Source organism: Kitasatospora sp. Xyl93 (assembly GCF_055383135.1).
The window spans coordinates 2,241,753-2,258,418 of the sequence record NZ_AP029185.1; the positions used below are offsets into that span (position 1 = coordinate 2,241,753).

Consider the following 16,666-nt stretch of genomic DNA (forward strand, 5'->3'; position numbering starts at 1 on the left):
GGTGCGGGGCTCCACGGGTCGTACGAGGGTCGGCGGGGCGCTCCGGCGGCGGCTGCTGATGCCGCTGCCGCCGCCGAAACGGTTCTTCACCATTCTGGCGGATGACCTGGCCGAGTTCACCGCCGGTGGACGACCGGGCGGGCGGCCGTCAGGGGACCAGCAGCACGATCTTCCCCCGGGTGCGGCCCTCCGCGCTGAGCGCCTGGGCGGAGGCGGCCTGGGCCAGCGGGAAGGTGGAGGCGACGGTGACGGTCAGCCGGCCGTCGTCGGCGAGCCGGGCCAGCTCGGCGAGGTCGCCGGCGTCCGGGCGGACCCAGACGTACCGGCCGCCGAGCGCCTTGACCCCGAAGTCCGTGGTCGAGGCGATCCGGGCCGGGTCCGCCACCAGGCCGACCGAGACCTGGACGGCCCCGTGGCCCACCAGGTCGAGCGCCGCGTCCACCCCGTCGGGGGCGAGCGCCCGGACCCGGTCGGCCAGGCCCTCGCCGTACACCACCGGCTCGGCGCCGAGGCCGCGCAGGAAGTCGTGGTTGCGCTCGGCCGCGGTGCCGATCACCCGGGCCCCGGCGGCCCGGGCCAGCTGCACCGCCAGGTGGCCGACCCCGCCCGCGGCGGCGTGCACCAGGACGGTCTCCCCCTCGGCCAGGCGCAGCGCCCGCAGGCCCTGCAGCGCGGTGAGCCCGGCCAGCGGCAGACCGCCGGCCTGCGCCCAGTCCAGCGCGGCCGGCTTGCGGGCCAGGGTGCGGACCGGGGCGGAGACCAGCTCGGCGTAGGTGCCGTGCTCGACGGCGTCCTTGCGGACGTAGCCGTACACCTCGTCGCCCGGGGCGAACTCGGTGATCCCGCCGCCGACCGCGCGGACCACGCCGGCCAGGTCCCAGCCCATGACCAGCGGGAAGTGCGCGTCGAGGAGGCCGTCCAGGGCGCCGTCCCGGATCTTCCAGTCCACCGGGTTCACCCCGGCCGCCCGCACCTCGACCAGGACGGAGTCGGGCCCGACCTTCGGGTCCGGCAGGTCGGTGTACTCGACCACCTCGGGGCCGCCGTAGCGGTTGATCGCGATTGCCTTCATGGGTCCAGCCATACCCGGGGGCCCGGACATATCGATTCGGCCACGCCCGTACTCCCCCGAACCGGGCATCCGGCCCCGCCAGGGGTCCGTTCTGTCGAGCGGTTCTCGTCACATCGACAGGATGGCCATCGTCACTCTGACGCTAACCGGTTATCATAGATAGCGTCAGTTAGACGAAAAGGCTTCACCGCTTGATCGGCCGCACAGAAGGGCACCCGCCCGTGACCACCACCATCACCGAGACCCACGGCGTCGACCCCACTCCGACGCCGCTCGCTCTGCTGCTGCTCGGCCGCGAGGCCGACCCGAACAGCGAGCGCGGGGTCGAATGCCCCGGTGACCTCCCCCCGGCCTCCGACCCGAACCTCGTGGAGCGCGCCCGCGCGGCCAAGGCCGCGCTCGGCGACCGCGTCTTCATCCTCGGCCACCACTACCAGCGCGACGAGGTGATCGAGTTCGCCGACGTCACCGGCGACTCCTTCAAGCTCGCCCGCGACGCGGCGGCCCGCCCCGAGGCCGAGTACATCGTCTTCTGCGGCGTGCACTTCATGGCCGAGTCCGCGGACATCCTCACCAGCGAGCGGCAGCAGGTCGTCCTCCCCGACCTCGCGGCCGGCTGCTCGATGGCCGACATGGCCACCGCCGAGCAGGTCGCCGAGTGCTGGGACGTCCTGACCGACGCCGGCATAGCCGACGTGACCGTCCCGGTCTCGTACATGAACTCCTCCGCCGACATCAAGGCCTTCACCGGCCGGCACGGCGGCCTCATCTGCACCTCCTCCAACGCCAAGCGCGCCCTGGAGTGGGCCTTCGAGCAGGGCCAGAAGGTGCTCTTCCTGCCCGACCAGCACCTCGGCCGCAACACCGCGGTGCGGGACATGGGCTTCTCGCTGGACGACTGCGTCGTCTACAACCCGCACCGGCCGAACGGCGGCCTGACCGCCGAGCAGCTGCGGGACGCGAAGATGATCCTCTGGCGCGGCCACTGCTCGGTGCACGGCCGGTTCAGCCTGGACTCGGTGAACGACGTCCGCGAGCGGATCCCCGGCGTGACCGTCCTGGTCCACCCCGAGTGCAAGCACGAGGTCGTCGCGGCCGCCGACATGGTGGGCTCGACCGAGTACATCATCAAGGCGCTGGACGCCGCCGAGCCCGGCTCCAAGTGGGCCATCGGCACCGAGCTGAACCTGGTCCGCCGCCTGGCCAAGGCGCACCCGGACAAGGAGATCGTCTTCCTGGACCGCGCGGTCTGCTTCTGCTCGACCATGAACCGGATCGACCTGCCGCACCTGGTCTGGGCGCTGGAGTCGCTGGTCGACGGCCGGGTGCCGAACGTGATCACCGTCGACCCGGAGACCGAGAAGTACGCCAAGGCGGCGCTGGACCGGATGCTGGCCCTGCCGTAGCCCCGCCCGAGCGCCCCGGAGGCGAGCGGGCGAGTCCCGCCCCGAGCGGCCTTGAGGCGAGCGGGCGAGTCCGCCGCCCCGAGCCGAAGGGGCGCGCCGGTGCCGAAAGGGAGGAGCGAGGAGGCCCCGAGGAACGAGGGGCATTGGAGCGACGACTGTCGGCACCGGGTCCGAGCGCCCCGGAGGCGAGCGGGCGAGTAGCAACGAAGGGCGGGCCCCCTCCGGTGGGAGGGGGCCCGCCCTTTCGTCTGGCAGCAGCCGCAGTCGCTACTCGGGGAAGCCCGGGATGACGCCCTCGCCGTCGGCCATCAACAGCTCGCGGACCTCGTCGATCGTCGCGTCCGAGCTCGGCAGGATCAGCTCCGACGGCTCCAGCGAGTCCAGCGGCACCGGAGCACCCGACCCCTTCACGGCCGCCAGCAGCTTGCCGTAGGCCAGCCGGAAGCGCTCCTCGTCGCCCGACTCCACCGCGGTGACGAGGTCGGCGTCGAGCGTGTTCAGCTCGCTCAGGTGGTCTTCGCCCACCTCGTACTGCCCCTCGCCCATGACCCTGATGATCATGCCGTGCGTCTCCCTGGTTCGTGGGGTCGAGCTCAGATCACTTGTTGTAGTTGATGCGCGGGGTGTCCTGCTGCGGCTGCGGCTGGACGTCCTGCGGCTTGCCCTGCTCGATCGCGGCGGGGCCGGCGGAGGAGGGGCCGGACAGCTCGGCCTTCATCCGGGCCAGCTCCAGCTCGACGTCGGAACCGCCGGCCACCCGCTCCAGCTCGGCCTCGATGTCGTCCTTGCGGCCGAGACCGCTGGCGTCGTCGAGCGCGCCGGAGGCGAGCAGCTCGTCGATGGCACCGGCCCGGGCCTGCATCTGGGCGGTCTTGTCCTCGGCACGCTGGATCGCCAGGCCGACGTCGCCCATCTCCTCCGAGATCCCGGAGAAGGACTCGGCGATGCGGGTCTGCGCCTGGGCGGCCGTGTACGTCGCCTTGATGGTCTCCTTCTTGGTGCGGAAGGCGTCCACCTTGGCCTGGAGCCGCTGGGAGGCGAGCGTGAGCTTCTCCTCCTCGGCCTGGAGCTGCTGGTACTGCGTCTCCAGGTCGGTGATCTGCGACTGCATGTTGGCCTTGCGGGTCAGCGCCTCGCGCGCGAGGTCCTCCCGGCCGAGCGACAGCGCCTTGCGGCCCTGGTCCTCGTACTTGGCCGACTGCTGCTGGAGCTGGGTCAGCTGGAGCTCGAGCCGCTTGCGCGAGGTCGCGACGTCCGCGACACCACGGCGTACCTTCTGCAGCAGTTCGAGCTGCTTCTGGTACGAGTAGTCGAGCGTTTCACGCGGATCCTCCGCCCGGTCCAAGGCCTTGTTCGCCTTGGAGCGGAAGATCAGCCCCATACGCTTCATGATTCCGTCGCTCATGGGCCTCGGGTGCCCCCTTCTCCGGCCTGCGGTCTCTATCTCGTTACCAGACACGACGAGTGTATGTGCAGCGAGCCCGTCGCCGCAGTGCACCTGCCTGCAACAAGACTGCTACAGCGACCAGTGGCGTTTCCTCCTCCCCCGGGTGGATCCGCCCCTCATACCCCCCATCGTCCATCCGAGTGATCCCCTACGGGAAGGCCCCGGGAAACCCGGCTCCGACGGCGACCCCGCGGTATCGATATGCGTTTGGGTCCGAGGGCACCCGTGGAAGCCGCGCCGCACCCCGTACGCTGGTGGTGTGTTCCGACGCCGTTCAGATGATGCCGCCGCCTCCGCCACCGTGCTGGAGAAGCAGGACGAGACGACCCAGGCCCGCGACCCGCAGGCCAAGAAGGGCCGCCCCACCCCCAAGCGCAGTGAGGCCGAGGCCAACCGGCGTACCCGGGTGACCGTGCCCAAGGACCGCAAGGAGGCCGCCCGCCAGGGGCGTGAGCGCATGCGCGTCGAGCGCGAGAAGCAGCGCCAGGCCCTGATGAACGGCGACGAGCGCCACCTGCCGGCCCGTGACAAGGGCCCGGTGCGCAAGTTCGCCCGCGACTACGTGGACTCCCGCTGGTCGCTCGCCGAGTTCTTCCTGCCGGCCGCCGTGGTCATCCTGGTGCTCAGCATCGTCAAGGTGCCGGCGCTCCAGTTGCTCTCCACCCTGCTGTTCCTGCTGTTCTTCGTGCTCGTGATCCTGGACTTCGTCCGCCTCGGCCTCGGTCTGCGCAAGCAGCTGGCCGAGCGCTTCGCCGGGCAGAACACCCGCGGCGCCGTCGCGTACGGCATCATGCGCACCCTCCAGATGCGCCGGCTGCGCCTGCCCAAGCCGCAGGTGCGGCGCGGGGAGAAGCCCTGACCGCCGAACCGGTCGACTCCGGCTGGGCCCCGCCTTCCTGGGAGGGGCCCGGCCTCTACGCACTTCCCGGACAGGGGGGTGCGCTCCCGGGGCAGGGCGCCGGCGGCCACGACCGGCTCGCCCAGGAGCGCCGGCTGCCCTCGCGCAGCGGGTCCTTCGCGGGCGGCACCGGCGCCTGGCTGGACCGGCACGGCGGGCTGCGCGACTTCGTCCGCCAGGAGCTCGTCGCCCGCCAGCTCGCCGAGCAGCTGGCCGGCCGCAGCGCGCAGCGCGTCCTCGACATCGGCTGCGGCCAGGGCACCCAGGCCCTGCGGCTGGCCCGGGCCGGCCACTACGTCACCGGGATCGACTCGGACCCGGTCGCGCTCGGCGTCGCCCAGGGGGCGCTCGCCGGGGAGCCGCCGGAGGTCCGCGGCCGGATGCAGCTGCTCAGCGGCGACGGCCACCAGTGCGGGCGCTGGTTCGGCCCGCGCAGCTTCGACGTGGTGCTCTGCCACGGCGTGCTGATGTACCTGCCCGACCCGGACCCGATGATCGCCTCGCTGGCCCGGCTGCTGGCGCCCGGCGGGCTGCTCTCGCTACTGGTCCGCAACCGGGACGCGCTGGCCCTGCGGCCGGCCGCCGCTGGGGACTGGCGGGCCGCCCTGCACGCCTTCGAGAGCGACCGGTACTACAACCGGCTCGGCCTGGCCGCGCGGGCCGACCGGATCGGCGACCTCACCGTCACCCTCTCCGAGGTGTCGGTGCCGCTGCGGCGCTGGTACGGCGTGCGGGTCTTCACCGACAACGCCCCGGACGACGCGGCGCCGCCGGTGGACGGGCGGCAGCTGGCCCAGCTCCTGGAAGCCGAGGACCGGGCCGGCCGCACCGACCCGTACCGGCAGGTCGCCGCGCTGCTGCACGTGATCGGGGCGAAGTAGCCGCCCGGGCTCAGCCCTCGTGCAGGCTCATGGCGTACACCTTGGCGCCGTCCTCCAGCAGGACCGCGGTGTCCACGCCCTCCTCGGCGAGCTGCTTCCAGGCCTCCCCGATCCAGGTCTCGGCGTCCCCCTGGCCGGCGAACTCCTCCTGGGCGCCGCCGGGCGTCACCACGCTGCCGTCCGCCTTCTCGTACCGCCACGTCCAGACCATGCCCGGCTCCTCCCACTGACGCTGCCTGTGTGCTGCGCACCATAGCCTGCCCGGCCCGATCTTCCGTATGCCTGTCGGGCAGGATGGGCGGCATGGCGACCCCACCCGAGCCCACCCGGCCCCCGCTGCCCCGCACGCTGCTGCTCGGCGGCGCCCGCTCCGGCAAGTCCACCCGCGCCGAGCAGCTGCTCGCCGAGCACCCGGACGTCCTCTACGTGGCCACCGGCGGCACCCGGGACGGCGACGCCGAGTGGGCCCGGCGGGTCGCGCTGCACCGGGAGCGCCGGCCGGCCGGCTGGCGCACCGCCGAGACCTGCGACCTGGAGGCCGTGCTGGCCGACGCCGCCGACCGGGCGCCGGTGCTGGTCGACTGCCTCGCCCTGTGGCTGACCGCCGTGATGGACGAGTGCGGTGCCTGGGACGACGAGGTCTGGGCGGACGGCGGCGAGACCGCCGTGCAGAACCGCTGCGACGCGCTGGCGCGGGCCTGGGCGGCCACCGGGCGGACCGCCGTCGCGGTGAGCAACGAGGTCGGCATGGGCGTCGTCCCGGCCACCGCCGCGGGCCGCCGGTTCCGCGACACCCTGGGCCGGCTCAACATGGCCGTGGCGGACGCCTCGGAGCGCGTCCTGCTCGTGGTGGCGGGGCAGGTGCTGACCGTCAAGCCAGCCTCTGGCTGAACACCTCCGGCGTGTAGCCTTCCGGACGATGGACACGACCGTGGATCTCGATACGTTCTCCTCGCTCGTCGAGCGCCCCGACGAGAGCGCCCGGCGGGCCGCCGAGGAGCGCTGGCAGGCGGCCGACCGGCCGCGCGGCGGGCTCGGCCGACTGGAGGAGCTGGGCAGCTGGCTGGCCTCCGTGCAGGGGCGCTCGCCGGTGCGGCCGGTCTCCGCTCCCAAGGTGCTGCTGTTCGCCGCCGACCACGGCGTGGCGGCGCTCGGCGTCTCCCGGATGCCCGCCGAGGGCGGCACCGCGGCCCGGGTGCGGGCCGTGCTCGACGGCAGTGCGCCGGTGTCCCGGCTGGCCGCGCGCTACGGCGCCCGGGTCCGGGTCGTGGACGTCGCGGTGGACGCCGACCCGGCCGACTTCCCGGACGAGGTGGTCGCCCACCGGGTCCGGCGCGGCTCCGGGCGGATCGACGTCGAGGACGCGCTCACCGCGCAGGAGACCGTCCGGGCGTTCCGGGCCGGCATGGCCGTCGCCGACGAGGAGGCCGACGCCGGCACCGACCTGGTGCTGCTCGGCGACCTCGGGGTCGGCGCCACCACAGTGGCCGGCGTACTGGTCGGAGCGCTCTGCGGGACCGACGCGGCGGCGGTGACCGGGCGCGGCTCCGGGATCGACGACCGGGTGTGGATGGTCAAGTGCGCCACCATCAGGGACTCGCTGCGGCGGGCCCGCCCGGTGCTCGGCGACCAGCTGGCGCTGCTCGGCGCCACCGGCGGGGCCGACTTCGCGGCGATCACCGGCTTCCTGCTCCAGGCGGCCGTCCGGCGGCTGCCGGTGGTGCTGGACGGCGTGGTCTCGGCGGCCTGCGCGCTGGTCGCGCAGCGGATCGCCTTCCGGGCGCCGGAGTGGTGGCGGGCCGGGCAGTCCAGCGGCGAGCCGGCCCAGGCGAAGGCGTACGACCGGCTGACCCTGACGCCGTTGCAGGACCAGGGCATCACCATGGGCGAGGGCCTCGGCGCGCTGCTGGCGCTGCCGCTGCTCCAGGCCGCCGGGGACGTGCTCGCGGACGAGGCGCCGAAGCCGTTCGTGCCGGTGGCGCCGAGCGCGCCGAAGGAGCAGCCGAAGCTGCCCTCGGCGGCGGACCTGCTGCGCAAGCTCTAGATCCCACGGCCGGCAGGACAACCCGAGAGCGCCCCTGACCGGGGGCGCTCTCGCTGTGAGAGGAACGCGTTCATGGCGAGCGGCGGCGACCGGGCCACCTGGGCCGACGGCCTGCGGTTCGGGTTCGGGACCCTGTCCGTGCTGCGGGTGCGGGTGGAGCGCTGGGACCGGGCGGCGGCGGCCCGGGCGATGGTGACGGCCCCGGTGGTCGGGCTCGTGCTGGGGGCCCTGGCGGCCGCCGCCGGCGCCCTGGTGGCCTGGCGGGCGGGCGGACCGCTCGGCGCGGTGGCCGCGGTGGCGGTGCTCGCCGGGCTGACCCGGGGGCTGCACCTGGACGGCCTGGCGGACGTCGCCGACGGGCTGGGCAGCGGGAAGCCGGCCGAGGACGCGCTGCGCGTCATGAAGCAGTCCGACATCGGTCCGTTCGGCGTGCTGACCCTGGTCCTGGTCCTGCTCGCCCAGGTGGCCGCGCTGGCCGGGCAGTTCGGTCACTCCCCGTTGCGCGGCGCCCTCGCGGTGCTCTCCTCGGCGACGGCCGCCCGGTGCGCGCTCGGCTGGGGCTGCCTGCGGTCGGTGCCGGCCGCCCGGCCGGGCGGGCTCGGGGCGGTGGTGGCGAGCACCGTGCCGCCCGCCGGGGCCGCCGCCGCGACGGCCGGCGCGGCGCTCGCCGTGGCCGCGGCCGGGCTATTCGACGGCTGGTCAGTTCTCCGTCTGCCGCTGGCCGTTGTGCTCGGCGTCGGCTGCGCCCGGCTGCTGCTCGGACGGTGCGTGCGCAGGTTCGGCGGGATCACCGGGGACGTGCTCGGCGCGATGGCCGAAACCGCCGCGACCGCCTCGCTGTTCGCCCTGGCGTTGCTCGGCTGACACCGGGCGGCGCGTGATCCCAGCATGCGGACTACCATGCGTGGAGCACCGCAGCCCTGCACCGTGGCAGGTCCTGCCCGCCCGGCGCGTACCGAGGAGCCGGGGCCTCTGGTGTGCGCGGCCGCTCGCGGCGGACGCGCGCGCCAGGGGCCCCGGACCCGGGGGCCCGCCGGCGCGCAGCCTGCGACGGCGGGCTGCGCCGGTTCGGCAGCCTCGCCGTGGCCGGCCGTCTACCGCGAAAGAACAGGACGCATTACGTGACTGCATTGTCTGTGAGCACCTCCTCCGCCGCCTCGCTGCGTGCGGACGCCCTGGTGGTCGGTGTCGCGAAGGGCCCGAAGGGCATCGTGCTGGCCCCCGGCGCCGAGGCCGTCAACGAGGCGTTCGAGGGCAAGCTGGCCGAGGTCCTCGGCACCCTGGGCGCGAGCGGCGCCGAGGGCGAGGCCGTCAAGGTCCCCTCCCCCGCCGGGCTGAAGGCCGCGCTCGTGCTCGCGGTCGGCCTGGGCGAGGCCGCCGAGGACGGCTACGAGCTGGAGGCGCTGCGCCGCGCCGCCGGTGTCGCCGCCCGCACCCTGGCCGGTACCAAGAAGGCCGCGCTGGCCCTGCCCGCCGAGTCGGCGGAGGCCATCGAGGCGGTCGCGCTGGGCGGCCTGCTCGGCTCGTACGCCTTCGGCGCGTACAAGGCCGACGGCAACGGCAAGGAGCCGGTCGGCGAGCTGGTCCTGCTGACCGCCCGCAAGGGCAACAAGGACGCCAAGGCCGCCGTGGAGCGCGCCGCCGCGATCGGCGAGGAGATGAACCGGGCCCGCGACCTGGTCAACACCGCGCCCAACGACCTGAACCCGAAGAGCTTCGCCGCGATCGCCCAGGCGGCCGGCAAGGAGCACGGCCTCAAGGTCGAGGTGCTGGACGAGAAGGCGCTGACCAAGGGCGGCTTCGGCGGCCTGCTGGGCGTCGGCGGCGGCTCGGCCAACCCGCCCCGCCTGGTGAAGGTGGCCTACACCCACCCGAAGGCCAAGGCCACGCTGGCCTTCGTCGGCAAGGGCATCACCTACGACTCGGGCGGCATCTCGCTGAAGCCGGCCGGCCACAACGAGACCATGAAGTGCGACATGGCCGGCGCCGCCGCCGTGTTCGCCGCCGTGGTGGCCGCCAAGCGCCTGGGCCTGGCCGTCAACGTCACCGCCTGGCTGGCGCTGGCCGAGAACATGCCGTCCGGCTCCGCCACCCGTCCGGGCGACGTGCTGAAGATGTACGGCGGCAAGACCGTCGAGGTCCTGAACACGGACGCCGAGGGCCGCCTGGTGCTGGCCGACGCGATCGTGCGGGCCGGCGAGGAGAACCCGGACGTCATCGTCGACGTGGCCACCCTGACCGGCGCCATGGTGCTGGCCCTGGGCAACCGCACCTTCGGCGTGATGGCCAACGACGACGAGCTGCGCGACGAGCTGCACGCGCTGGCCGGCGAGGCGGGCGAGCAGTCCTGGCCGATGCCGCTGCCGGCCGACCTGCGCAAGGGCTTCACCGAGTCGACCATCGCCGACCTGGCCAACATGGGCGAGCGGATGGGCGGCGGCCTGGTGGCCGGCCTGTTCCTGAAGGAGTTCGTGGCCGAGGGCACCGACTGGGCGCACCTGGACATCGCCGGTCCGGCGTTCCACGAGGGCGCGCCGTTCGGCTACACCCCGAAGGGCGGCACCGCGAGCGCGGTGCGCACCCTGGTCCGCTTCGCCGAGCAGAAGGCGAACGCCAAGGCCTGATCCAGGCATCCCCCGAGCAGGGCGTCGGCCGGTCCGGACGCCCTGCTCGGGGACCCGCTGCGACGGGGCCCGGCGCGTGTGCGCCGGGCCCCGTCGGCGTTCCCGGCCGGGTTACCTGCGAGTAGGCCCGGGCGTCGCGGCGCACTCCTGTTCGCTGCGGGCGAAACTTTGTTCCGCAGTACGGAAGAAGCCGCGGCGGGTAGCGCGGAAGCCGCCCGTCCGGCGGCTGTCAACACTGCTCTGAGCTGCGATGATGCCCTTCCGTCGGGGGCATTCCCGCCCTGGTGACCACTTCCTGGGACACCCCTGGGGCGGACCCGGACATCAGCCACCGTGAACAAGTGCGAAGATGTATTTCCGGCACGACTGGGCGCCCCACAAAGGCTTCCGACCCACCGGACCGCGACCGGCCCGGCGACCCACCCCATGCATGGAGGACGTGACGTGGCGAACGACGCCAGCACCGTTTTCGACGTAGTCATTCTCGGAGGCGGAAGCGGCGGTTACGCCGCGGCGCTCCGCGCCGCTCAGCTGGGCCTGAGCGTCGCCCTGGTCGAGAAGGGTGAGCTGGGCGGCACCTGCCTGCACCGCGGCTGCATCCCGACCAAGGCACTGCTGCACGCCGCGGAGATCGCGGACGAGACGAAGGAGGCCGCCGAGTTCGGCGTCCTGGCCACCTTCCAGGGCATCGACATCAACGGCGTCCACAAGTACAAGGACGACGTCATCGCCGGCCTGTACAAGGGCCTCCAGGGCCTGGTGGCGTCCCGCAAGGTGACCTTCATCCAGGGCGAGGGCAAGCTCTCCTCGCAGACCTCGGTCGACGTGAACGGCCAGCGCATCGAAGGCCGCCACATCGTGCTGGCCACCGGTTCCGTGCCGCGCTCGATCCCGGGCCTGGAGATCGACGGCAACCGCGTGATCTCCTCGGACCACGCCCTCAAGCTCGACCGCATCCCGAAGTCGGCCGTAATCCTCGGCGGCGGCGTGATCGGCGTCGAGTTCGCCTCGGTCTGGAAGTCCTTCGGCGTCGAGGTCACCATCGTCGAGGCGCTGCCGCACCTCGTCCCGCTGGAGGACGAGAACTCCTCCAAGCTGCTGGAGCGCGCGTTCCGCAAGCGCGGCATCAAGTTCGAGCTGAAGGCCCGCTTCTCGGGCGTCGAGTACACCGAGACCGGTGTCCGCGTCTCCACCGAGAACGGCAAGCAGATCGACGCCGACCTGCTGCTCGTCGCCATCGGCCGCGGCCCGGTCTCGGCCGGCCTCGGCTACGAGGAGAACGGCGTCGCGATGGACCGCGGCTACGTCCTGGTCGACGAGTACATGCGCACCAACGTGCCCACCATCTCCGCCGTCGGCGACCTCGCCCCGACCCTGCAGCTGGCCCACGTCGGCTTCGCCGAGGGCATCCTGGTCGCCGAGCGCCTGGCCGGCCTCAAGCCGGTGCCGATCGACTACGACGGCGTCCCGCGCGTGACGTACTCCAACCCCGAGGTGGCCTCCGTCGGCATCTCCGAGGCCAAGGCCGTCGAGCTGTACGGCAAGGAGAAGGTCGTCACCCTGAAGTACAACCTGGCCGGCAACGGCAAGAGCAAGATCCTGAAGACCGCCGGCGAGATCAAGCTCGTCCAGGTCAAGGACGGCGCCGTGGTCGGCGTCCACATGGTCGGCGCCCGCATGGGCGAGCAGGTCGGCGAAGCCCAGCTGATCTACAACTGGGAGGCCCTGCCGGCCGAGGTCGCGCAGCTCATCCACGCGCACCCGACCCAGTCCGAGGCCCTGGGCGAGGCGCACCTGGCGCTGGCCGGCAAGCCGCTGCACGCGCACGACTGATTTCGCCCCACCCCCCTTTCCCGGTACTTCCCGTACGCAAGTACTTCCCGTACGCAAGACTTGATAGGAGTCGCTGAAACCATGGCGGTCTCAGTAACACTGCCCGCGCTGGGCGAGAGCGTTTCCGAGGGCACCGTCACCCGCTGGCTGAAGGCCGAGGGTGAGCGTGTCGAGGTCGACGAGCCGCTGCTGGAGGTGTCGACCGACAAGGTCGACACCGAGATCCCGGCCCCGGCTTCCGGCATCCTCTCCTCGATCAAGGTCGGCGAGGACGAGACCGTCGAGGTCGGCGCCGAGCTGGCGGTCATCGACGACGGCTCGGGCGCTCCGGCCCCCGCCGCGGCCCCCGCCGCCGAGGCCGCGCCCGCCGCCGCCCCGGCTCCGGCCGCCCCGGTCGCCGAGGCCCCGGCTGCCGCCCCGGCCCCCGCTGCCGCTCCGGCCGCCCCGGCTGCTCCGGCCGGCGACGCCACCCCGGTGCTGCTGCCCGCGCTGGGCGAGAGCGTTTCCGAGGGCACCGTCACCCGCTGGCTGAAGGCCGAGGGCGACACCGTCGAGGTCGACGAGCCGCTGCTCGAGGTCTCCACCGACAAGGTCGACACCGAGATCCCGTCGCCGGTCGCCGGCACCCTGGTGAAGATCCTGGTCGGCGAGGACGAGACCGCCGAGGTCGGCGCCCAGCTCGCGCTGATCGGCGCCGCCGGTGCCGTCGCCGCCGCCCCGGCCCCGGCTGCCGCTCCGGCCCCGGCCGCTGCCCCGGCCGCTCCGGCTCCGGCGCCCGCTGCCCCGGCCGCCCCGGCTCCGGCTCCGGCCGCTCCGGTTGCCGCCGCTCCGGCTCCGGCCGCTGCCCCGGCCGCCCCGGCTCCGGCTGCCGCTCCGGCTCCGGTCGCCCCGGCCGCTCCGGCCGCTCCGGTGGCCGACAACGGTGACGCCTACGTCACCCCGCTGGTGCGCAAGCTCGCCGCCGAGCACGGCGTCGAGCTGTCCTCCGTCGCCGGCACCGGCGTCGGCGGCCGCATCCGCAAGCAGGACGTCATCGCCGCCGCGGAGGCCGCCAAGGCCGCTCCGGCCCCGGCCGCCGCTGCCGCCCCGGCCGCCGCGCCGAAGGCCGCCGCCGCGCCGTCCGCCCTGCGCGGCCAGACGGTCAAGATGACCCGCATGCGCAAGGTCATCGGCGACAACATGCTGAAGGCCCTGCACGAGCAGGCCCAGCTGACCAGCGTGGTCGAGGTGGACGTCACCAAGATCATGTCGCTGCGCGCCAAGGCCAAGGAGGGCTTCCAGGCCCGCGAGGGCGTCAAGCTCTCCCCGATGCCGTTCTTCGTCAAGGCCGCCGCCCAGGCGCTGAAGGTCCACGCGGTCGTCAACGCGCGGATCAACGAGGCCGAGGGCACGGTCACCTACTTCGACACCGAGAACATCGGCATCGCGGTGGACTCCGAGAAGGGTCTGATGACCCCGGTCATCAAGGGTGCGGGCGACCTCAACATCGCCGGCATCTCGAAGAAGACCGCCGAGCTGGCCACCAAGGTCCGCGACAGCAAGATCACCCCGGACGAGCTGTCCGGCGCCACCTTCACCATCAGCAACACCGGCTCGCGCGGTGCGCTGTTCGACACCGTGATCGTGCCGCCGAACCAGGTCGCCATCCTGGGCATCGGCGCCACCGTCAAGCGCCCGGTGGTCATCGAGGCCGACGGCGGCACCGCCATCGGCATCCGCGACATGGTCTACCTGTCGCTCTCCTACGACCACCGCCTGGTGGACGGCGCCGACGCCGCCCGCTACCTGGTCTCGGTCAAGGAGATCCTGGAGGCCGGCGAGTTCGAGGTCGAGCTCGGCCTCTGACCTCACCAGGTCCCCGCGGAACCCCGCGTACGGAACCCCGCGTCGTCCCCGGACGGCGCGGGGTTCCGCCGTTCCCGGCCCCTGACCGCGCCGAGTCGCGGACGGCGCGCGCCGAGTCGTGGCATGCGCTGACGCGGCCGAACGGGGATGCTGGAGCGGTGATGGACGAGACGGACTTCTGGCAGATCATCGACGAGACCCGGGACGCCGCCGACGGCGACCCCGACGAGCAGGCTGACGTACTGGTGGAACGACTCCTCCAGCTGACCCCGGACGACGTGATCGACTTCGCCCGGCTGTTCCAGGCGCGGTTCCACCGCGCCTACCGGCACGACCTGTGGGGCGCGGCCTACCTGCTGCTCGACGGCGCCTCCGACGACACCTTCGACTACTTCCGGTTCTGGCTGATCGGCCAGGGCCGGGAGGTCTTCGAGGGCGGGCTGGCCGAGCCGGACGACCTGGCGGACCTGCTGCCCGAGTTCGACGAGGAGGAGGACGGCGAGGCCGAGGACCTCGGCTACGCCGCCGACGAGGCGTACGAGCAGCTGACCGGGCTGCCGCTGCCCGAGGTGGGCGGGCGGCCGCCGGAGCGGCCGTCCGGGGCGGCGCTGGACTTCGACGACCCGGACGTCATGGCCAAGCGCTTCCCCAAGCTCTGGGAGCGGTACGGGGATTAGGTGTTCCGGCCCGGCCGGGTTCGGCCGCGCCCCGGCCCCGTTCCGGCCGCGGTTCGGCCGCGCCCCGGTCGCGTCAGGTGCTGCTGCCGGAGGAGCTGTCCTGCTTGATGCCCTTGAGGATCTGGTCCAGCACGGAGAACTCCGGCGCGGCCGGGCTGTCGTCCACGCCGCCCTCCATGACGACGTAGCCGCCGCCCTTGGCCGGGAGGGCGACCAGCAGGACGTAGCCCTGGGTGCCGTCGGTGGTGCGGATGTGCCAGCGGGTGGCGTAGCCGAGCACGCCGGCCACGCTGACGTACCCGGAACCGGCGTCGGTGTGCGAGTTGACGCCGGAGAAGATCTGCCCGGTGTAGACCGGCATCTGGGCGTCGGCCGCCGCCTTGGGCGTACTGCCCTGGATGGTGTCCTTCTCGACCGAGAACTGGCCGCGGATGCAGGTGCTGCCGTCCGGGCAGGTGTAGCGGCCGGTGCCGAGGTAGACCGACGAGTGCGGCGGGTTGCCGGACACCTCCCAGCCGTCGAAGACCGGCACGGTGATCCCGTGCTGCGCGTCGGGGACGGTGCTCTTGACCACCGGCAGGGGCTTGGGTGCCGTGGGGCTGCTGGTGGGCGCGGTCGGGCTGGGGCGCGGTGTGGGGCTCGCGCTCCCGGTCACGGTGACCGTGGGGTTCGGGGTCGGGTCCGCCTTCGGGTCGCCGCCGCCACCGCTGAACACGACCCCGGCGATGGTCCCGCCCACCGCCAGCACGGCGACCGCGATGCCGATGATCAGGCCGGTCTTCGGCTTGGCCGCCGGGGCCGGCGGCGGGTACCCCGGGCCCGGGTAGCCGTAGCCCGGGCCCTGGGGCGGGTAACCGCCCTGGGCCTGGCCCTGGTAGGCGTCCTGGCCGGGGTAGCCGTCCTGACCGGGGTAGCCGTAGGCGGGTGCCGGGGAGCCGTTCTGGCCCGGGTAGCCGTAGGCCGGGGCCGCCGAGGAGCCGGGGTAGCCGTAGCCGGGCCGCTGGTCGGACGACGTCCAGGTCTGGGTGGGGGCGTCGGCGAGCCCGCCCGCGACGCCGCCCTGGAGCGGCCGGACCTCGCTGGTCCAGGCGCTGCCGTCCCACCAGCGCTCGTGACCGGGGGTGCCGTCCGCACCCGGGACCGGGTACCACCCGGGAGGCGTCGAGTTGCTCACGGGCGTACGGTACCCGGCGCGGTGGCGGTCCAGACAGGGCGGGACCGTCACGACTCTGCACCGTCCGCCGGGTGGCGAACCACCTCGTCCGGCGGGCCGGTCCGAGCGGTCGGCGGGTGGGCCCGGGGGCGCCCGCCTGGAGCCGCCTGTGACCGCCTGGGCCTGCGGCGCCCGGGGGCGCCCGCGTGGGTTCAGCCGGTCAGGCGGCGGGCCATCCAGACGTCGTCCACGTACCGGCCGTCGATCAGGAACTCCTCGGCCAACGAGCCCTCGACGACGAAGCCGCAGCTCTCGTAGAGCCGACGGGCCGGGGCGTTCCAGCCGAGCACCCGCAGGCTCATCTTGCGGGCCCCCTCGGCCCGGGCCGCCTCGCAGGCCGCCTCGACCAGCCGGCGGCCGATGCCCCGGCCGCGGACGGTGCCGTCGACGGCCAGGCCCTGGATCTGCCGTACGTGCCGGTTGCTCGCCAACGGGGTGGCCGGGACCTGACGGACGTAGCCGACGATCCGGCCGTCCAGCACGGCCAGCTGGAACTGCTCGGGGACGTGCCGCTCGTCGAACAGCGGGGCCTGGACGTCCGGTTGCGGGGAGACGTCGGAGAGGATGGACCAGGCCGCGTGGTTGAGGACGGCGAGTTCGCGCTCGTCCTCGCTCCGCGCCGTACGGATGATCAGATCGTCGTCAGGCATGCGCGTCATGCTAACGGGGGCGTCCGGATGTGACGGGCGGTCGGGATCGCCGTGGGAGCGGGCGGGAGCTGCGAGG

General features: G+C 73.6%; 15 protein-coding genes and 1 pseudogene. 10 read left to right on the plus strand and 6 right to left on the minus strand.

The genetic code is table 11. The features are described from left to right. Positions 1-148 precede the first annotated feature (148 nt). Positions 149-1,072: an NADP-dependent oxidoreductase gene (locus ACZ5GH_RS09630; RefSeq protein WP_387748814.1), complete on the minus strand. Its 924-nt coding sequence runs from the start codon at positions 1,070-1,072 to the stop codon at positions 149-151. A gap of 221 nt (positions 1,073-1,293) precedes the next feature. On the opposite strand from ACZ5GH_RS09630, the gene nadA reads away from it, so the two are divergent. Further along, on the plus strand, positions 1,294-2,478 hold the full coding sequence (nadA, locus tag ACZ5GH_RS09635; protein ID WP_387748812.1) for a quinolinate synthase NadA: 1,185 nt from the start codon (positions 1,294-1,296) through the stop codon (positions 2,476-2,478). Between the two features lie 267 nt (positions 2,479-2,745). On the opposite strand, the gene pspAA is transcribed toward nadA, so the two are convergent. Both pspAA and ACZ5GH_RS09645 read right to left on the minus strand, forming a co-directional pair. After that, entirely contained in the window at positions 2,746-3,039 is a 294-nt protein-coding gene (pspAA, locus tag ACZ5GH_RS09640; protein WP_387748810.1) for a PspA-associated protein PspAA, read from the minus strand. A 37-nt stretch (positions 3,040-3,076) separates the two neighbouring features. Beyond that, positions 3,077-3,883 (minus strand): PspA/IM30 family protein, encoded by an 807-nt coding sequence (locus tag ACZ5GH_RS09645; RefSeq protein WP_387748808.1) that lies wholly within the window; start codon positions 3,881-3,883, stop codon positions 3,077-3,079. Positions 3,884-4,184: 301 nt separating this feature from the next. Here ACZ5GH_RS09645 and ACZ5GH_RS09650 point away from each other — a divergent pair, with 301 nt between their 5' ends. Beyond that, on the plus strand, positions 4,185-4,784 hold the full coding sequence (locus ACZ5GH_RS09650; protein WP_387748806.1) for a DUF3043 domain-containing protein: 600 nt from the start codon (positions 4,185-4,187) through the stop codon (positions 4,782-4,784). Positions 4,785-4,963: 179 nt separating this feature from the next. Next, on the plus strand, positions 4,964-5,704 hold the full coding sequence (locus ACZ5GH_RS09655; RefSeq protein ID WP_387749287.1) for a class I SAM-dependent methyltransferase: 741 nt from the start codon (positions 4,964-4,966) through the stop codon (positions 5,702-5,704). Between the two features lie 10 nt (positions 5,705-5,714). Here ACZ5GH_RS09655 and ACZ5GH_RS09660 read toward each other — a convergent pair whose 3' ends face one another. Next, positions 5,715-5,915, minus strand: a complete 201-nt coding sequence (locus tag ACZ5GH_RS09660) for a hypothetical protein (protein WP_387748804.1) — start codon at positions 5,913-5,915, stop codon at positions 5,715-5,717. A 119-nt stretch (positions 5,916-6,034) separates the two neighbouring features. Between ACZ5GH_RS09660 and cobU the strand changes: the two are divergent. The 7 genes and pseudogenes from cobU to ACZ5GH_RS09695 form a co-directional block, all read left to right on the plus strand. Beyond that, a pseudogene (gene cobU / locus ACZ5GH_RS09665) lies at positions 6,035-6,595 on the plus strand (bifunctional adenosylcobinamide kinase/adenosylcobinamide-phosphate guanylyltransferase); the annotation flags it as partial. A 28-nt stretch (positions 6,596-6,623) separates the two neighbouring features. Continuing rightward, on the plus strand, positions 6,624-7,748 hold the full coding sequence (locus ACZ5GH_RS09670; protein WP_464333925.1) for a nicotinate-nucleotide--dimethylbenzimidazole phosphoribosyltransferase: 1,125 nt from the start codon (positions 6,624-6,626) through the stop codon (positions 7,746-7,748). A gap of 72 nt (positions 7,749-7,820) precedes the next feature. Further along, positions 7,821-8,612 carry an adenosylcobinamide-GDP ribazoletransferase gene (locus tag ACZ5GH_RS09675; RefSeq protein ID WP_464333926.1) on the plus strand — a complete coding sequence of 264 codons (792 nt, stop codon included), beginning with the start codon at positions 7,821-7,823 and terminating at the stop codon, positions 8,610-8,612. A gap of 257 nt (positions 8,613-8,869) precedes the next feature. Then, the gene (locus tag ACZ5GH_RS09680; RefSeq protein ID WP_464333927.1) at positions 8,870-10,372 is read left to right on the plus strand and encodes a leucyl aminopeptidase; all 1,503 of its coding nucleotides are present in this window, start codon (positions 8,870-8,872) and stop codon (positions 10,370-10,372) included. A gap of 426 nt (positions 10,373-10,798) precedes the next feature. Beyond that, positions 10,799-12,205, plus strand: a complete 1,407-nt coding sequence (lpdA, locus tag ACZ5GH_RS09685) for a dihydrolipoyl dehydrogenase (RefSeq protein ID WP_097238208.1) — start codon at positions 10,799-10,801, stop codon at positions 12,203-12,205. Positions 12,206-12,286: 81 nt separating this feature from the next. Then, positions 12,287-14,050 carry a 2-oxoglutarate dehydrogenase, E2 component, dihydrolipoamide succinyltransferase gene (gene sucB, locus ACZ5GH_RS09690; RefSeq protein WP_464333928.1) on the plus strand — a complete coding sequence of 588 codons (1,764 nt, stop codon included), beginning with the start codon at positions 12,287-12,289 and terminating at the stop codon, positions 14,048-14,050. A 161-nt stretch (positions 14,051-14,211) separates the two neighbouring features. Then, a complete protein-coding gene (locus ACZ5GH_RS09695; protein WP_387748792.1) occupies positions 14,212-14,727 on the plus strand; it encodes a DUF4240 domain-containing protein in 516 nt (171 codons plus the stop codon). A gap of 73 nt (positions 14,728-14,800) precedes the next feature. Here the strand turns inward: ACZ5GH_RS09695 and ACZ5GH_RS09700 are convergent, their stop codons facing one another. Next, positions 14,801-15,901 carry a DUF2510 domain-containing protein gene (locus ACZ5GH_RS09700; protein WP_464333929.1) on the minus strand — a complete coding sequence of 367 codons (1,101 nt, stop codon included), beginning with the start codon at positions 15,899-15,901 and terminating at the stop codon, positions 14,801-14,803. Between the two features lie 191 nt (positions 15,902-16,092). Then, complete coding sequence (locus ACZ5GH_RS09705) at positions 16,093-16,590, minus strand: GNAT family N-acetyltransferase (RefSeq protein WP_387748788.1); 498 nt, start codon at positions 16,588-16,590, stop codon at positions 16,093-16,095. Positions 16,591-16,666: the final 76 nt, after the last annotated feature.